4 protein-coding genes are annotated in these 3,637 nt (G+C 37.4%); all 4 read left to right on the top strand.

Features of this window, described 5'->3' with window-relative positions:
- A partial coding sequence (locus IEX29_RS26245; RefSeq protein ID WP_229720413.1) for a phage tail family protein occupies nucleotides 1–546 on the top strand: 546 nt, incomplete at its 5' end.
- Between the two features lie 16 nt (nucleotides 547–562).
- Nucleotides 563–1,696, top strand: coding sequence for a glycerophosphodiester phosphodiesterase (locus IEX29_RS26240; RefSeq protein ID WP_188738829.1), 1,134 nt, complete (start codon nucleotides 563–565; stop codon nucleotides 1,694–1,696).
- Complete coding sequence (locus tag IEX29_RS26235; RefSeq protein WP_188738826.1) at nucleotides 1,696–2,448, top strand: hypothetical protein; 753 nt, start codon at nucleotides 1,696–1,698, stop codon at nucleotides 2,446–2,448. Before IEX29_RS26240 ends, IEX29_RS26235 begins: the two co-directional genes overlap by 1 nt.
- 51 nt (nucleotides 2,449–2,499) lie before the next feature.
- A partial coding sequence (locus IEX29_RS26230) for a phage tail protein (protein ID WP_229720412.1) occupies nucleotides 2,500–3,637 on the top strand: 1,138 nt, incomplete at its 3' end.

Genomic DNA, 3,637 nt, shown 5'->3' with positions numbered 1-3,637 from the left:
TATGCACCAGAACGACCAGAGAATATGCAGACGTACGCTTTTTTAGATATTCCATTAAAAATAGACGGCCACCCGTATTGGGTGAGTCGTTTTAAAACAATGGATTTGCATAACAGCAAGGGCGTTCCGACTAACGGCAATTGGTCGTTTGGCATGGGGCTTGATGTGTCACCAGACAATTTAATTTATCAGTACCAAAACGCAAGTGAATTCAACATTTATAACGCCGGCAGAACGCTGAAAACGATACTTGAAAAAGATAACTGCGAAATAAAGATAGAGATTAATCAAAGCGTAACCAGCTTTATGCTCTATGATTCTACAGGGAGTAAGTGGGAGTATAACCCGTCGAGAAAAGATGAATGGAAATTAAGGTCTGGAGATGTCATTACTTTTAATGGACATGATGTAAGAGTGAATAAAACAACCATTATGGAACGAACTAACCGTTACTATCCTATCCTCAAAGCAGGCAACAATAAGTTTGAAATTTTCGGTTTGTTGAACTATGAAATAACGTTTGACTTCCGATTTAAATATGATTAAGAAAGCAGGTGCTAACGTGCCAAGGAAAGAATTAAAAGGGGCCATAACAGATGAAACACTGAATTATGTCAATCACATGTTTGAAGAATTGTACAAAAAAATTGGTGATGTTATAGGAACAATTACGAAACAAACCATTGAACAAATCATTGATAGTGTCAAATTGAATTGGTTGGATTACGTGGATACTTATGAAGATATTTCTACGGTGTATCCTAACTCAAACGAAGGCGACGCAGTAATGACAAGGTATGATTCATCTGATTATCCAATTGATGATGAAGACCGCAGACGTGGAGGTACAGTATGGCGTTATAACGGAACGGATTGGGAGCCGATACAAAACTTTGATCCATCAGCTATTAATAATGTAGCTGATAGTTTAACAAATAAGGTCAATAAGACACAGGCAGCTGTGGTTAATGCAAATTTTGAACCAGAAATTATTGCTCATCGGGGATTCGGAAGACTGTATCCGGAAAATACAATATACTCTGGCGTGAAAAGTGTGGAAACTGGTGCAGCTATTGAATTTGATGTGCGTTTAACTAAAGATAGAGTACCAGTGCTTATGCATGATGATACTGTTGACCGTACAACAAATGGAACAGGGAGCGTAGATAATTTATTATATAGCGAAATCAGAGGATTGGATGCCGGCGCATCTTTTTCTAGTCGATTTACAGGTCTAAAAGTACCTACCTTAGATGATTATCTATCTGCCATACAAAAGGCTAACCGTATTTATGTTGATTTAAAAGGGTTTGAAACAAAAGAAGAGTTAAAAGGGATTGTAGAGATGCTGATGAAATATGGATTTGATTCCAATTGTATATTGCAATTAGATCCCTTAGATAACTTTGCGGAAAATATCCAAACGATCAGAGAAGTATCATCCAGAATGATTATTGGCGCATCCTGTGGTAATCAAGAAAAAGTTGATGCGGCATTTCCATTATTAATCAAGGATGGAAAAGGAGCCTTTTCAGCAAATAAAGGTACAGCCACCGAAGCAAATTTAATGAAAGCCCGTAAGAATAACATTGATTATGCTATCTCTATTATTTATTCCCAACAGGAAGTGTCACGCTATGCTCGGATGGGATTTAATAAATTGATGACAGACGATATTACGGAGGTGCAATATTAATGATAATTGGTACTTTGACTAGAGATGCTTTCAACGATGCAAAAGACTACAACGTTAATGGAGAGATCATTACGATAAGAAATGATGGCACTTCCGGCTTTAGTTGGGTGAGATATCCAATGACACTGAAACCTGACCAAGAGGTGAAAATTGATTTTGAATACCGGAATACCGTTGGAGATAACGGGAGGTTAGGTTTGGATATATCTGATAACAACAATTATACGGATAGAAAAACCTATAGTGATCTTTTAACAAGTAAAGAATGGGAATCGAAGTCTTATACCTTTAAAGTTCCGAGCAATAGAACTGGTCAATTCAGTCGTTTGTCTATTGGATTAGATGCTGATGTTGTGGCAGAGATGCAAATAAGGAATCTGAGGGTAAATACGGAGAGATTTGACGTATCAGCTAAGCCAGAGTGCGTAGCGATGGGAGTTATCCGTAAAGTTCCTAACGGAGATGTAATCCTGCATTACAATTCACCTTTATTTGGAATTATATCAGCAGAATTAACGGACCCACGAACCATATCTGTTAAATTAGATATGTCTACTGATGACAATTTGAAATCCAGACCAATTCCATTTGTCACTGGGACAACAGATTTTCGTTATGCCCCAGTTTGTGGAGCGCATGCAGCAAATGCGGACGGGACTACAACTGTCAAAGTCTGCTATGTAGATAACAGTGGAAACTTTGTCGATTTAACAAATGAAAATGCGTACTTCTATCTAATGGTTATGGTTTAACTAATAAGATTTAACGAGTAGGAGGTGGTTTCAATCAATGGACAGCCATCATTGTTTTTACGTGATTTAGAAGGAAAAGAATATCCAGCGGTAGCAGAAGTAAATAGAAAAAAACGAGTAAATGGACAGCGTGAATTATCGCTGTCTTTTTTATATGATCAAATAAATCAAGACTTTCTCCATGATGTTGATTTTGGATGGCAGATATTATTTAAAGGTGAATGGTATACAATCACTACCCCATCTTATGCATTAGATGGAGAAAGGTTTTCCGTCGGAGTAGACGCTGTATTGTCTTTTTTTGTGGATATGAACGGGCATTACTTACAAGATGAGGTAGAAGATAAATCACACACACCAGCCGCCTTTTTTCAGGAACTATTTGAAGACACTGGTTACAGTTATGTATTGGTAGACAACCTTACTGCAAATACATTAAGTTATCAGGCTAACCAGAGCAAGACAGAGCGTTTTCTGTATGGCATTGATCGGTTTGATGCAGAGTATGTGATCCGTGGCAAAGTAGCTTATATTTACGGTTTAATCGGCTCTGATAAAGATGTTATTCTTCATGAAGATTTAAATATCCAGGACGTTTCTCTAGAAGTGGATGCCAGTGGTTTTCATACTTGGGCTAAAGGATTCGGAGACAAAGACGAAAATGAAGAAGACAGTGATTATAAGCTAGAAGTAGAGGAGCATATTCCGGCACTTGTAGCTAAACATGGATGGATTGAAGGACCAGCGATAAGAGACGGATCGTATAAGCATGAAAATAATTTGAAAAGTGCTGTAAAAAAACAGATAGAAAGCAGTGTTAAAATATCTACCAGTGTTACAGCTGTCGATTTAACAAATAACGGATATCCCGAAATGCAATTTGAAGAAGGAGACCGTGTTTGGCTATATGTTACGGACTTAAAACAGAATCAGCAAGTAAGAGTAGTTGAAATTGACGAAACATTTGATTGGGAGGGAAATATTATTTCCTCACAATATACGCTTGGGAATGAAGGCATTTCTGCACGATATAAAACCCAGCAGTATGATACACTCAAAGATTTTAAAGATATTGCATCCGGACGAAAAAGATTAGAGTATAACTGGCTTCCTGAGGCTATACAACGAGCCTCTGACATTATCAATGGAAATTTAGACAGTCATTTTAAATATGGTGCTGGTGAAATTA

The sequence above is a fragment of the Oceanobacillus neutriphilus genome (assembly GCF_014645515.1).
GTDB classification, from domain to species: Bacteria; Bacillota; Bacilli; order Bacillales; family Amphibacillaceae; genus Oceanobacillus; species Oceanobacillus neutriphilus.
Note: the sequence above shows the minus strand (reverse complement) of the source record. Positions and strands in the feature narration are given on the sequence as shown.

Coding starts and splice junctions, on each gene's coding strand:
- IEX29_RS26235 (WP_188738826.1), top strand. CDS start 1,696: ATGATAATTGGTACTTTGACTAGAGATGCTTTCAACGATGCAAAAGAC.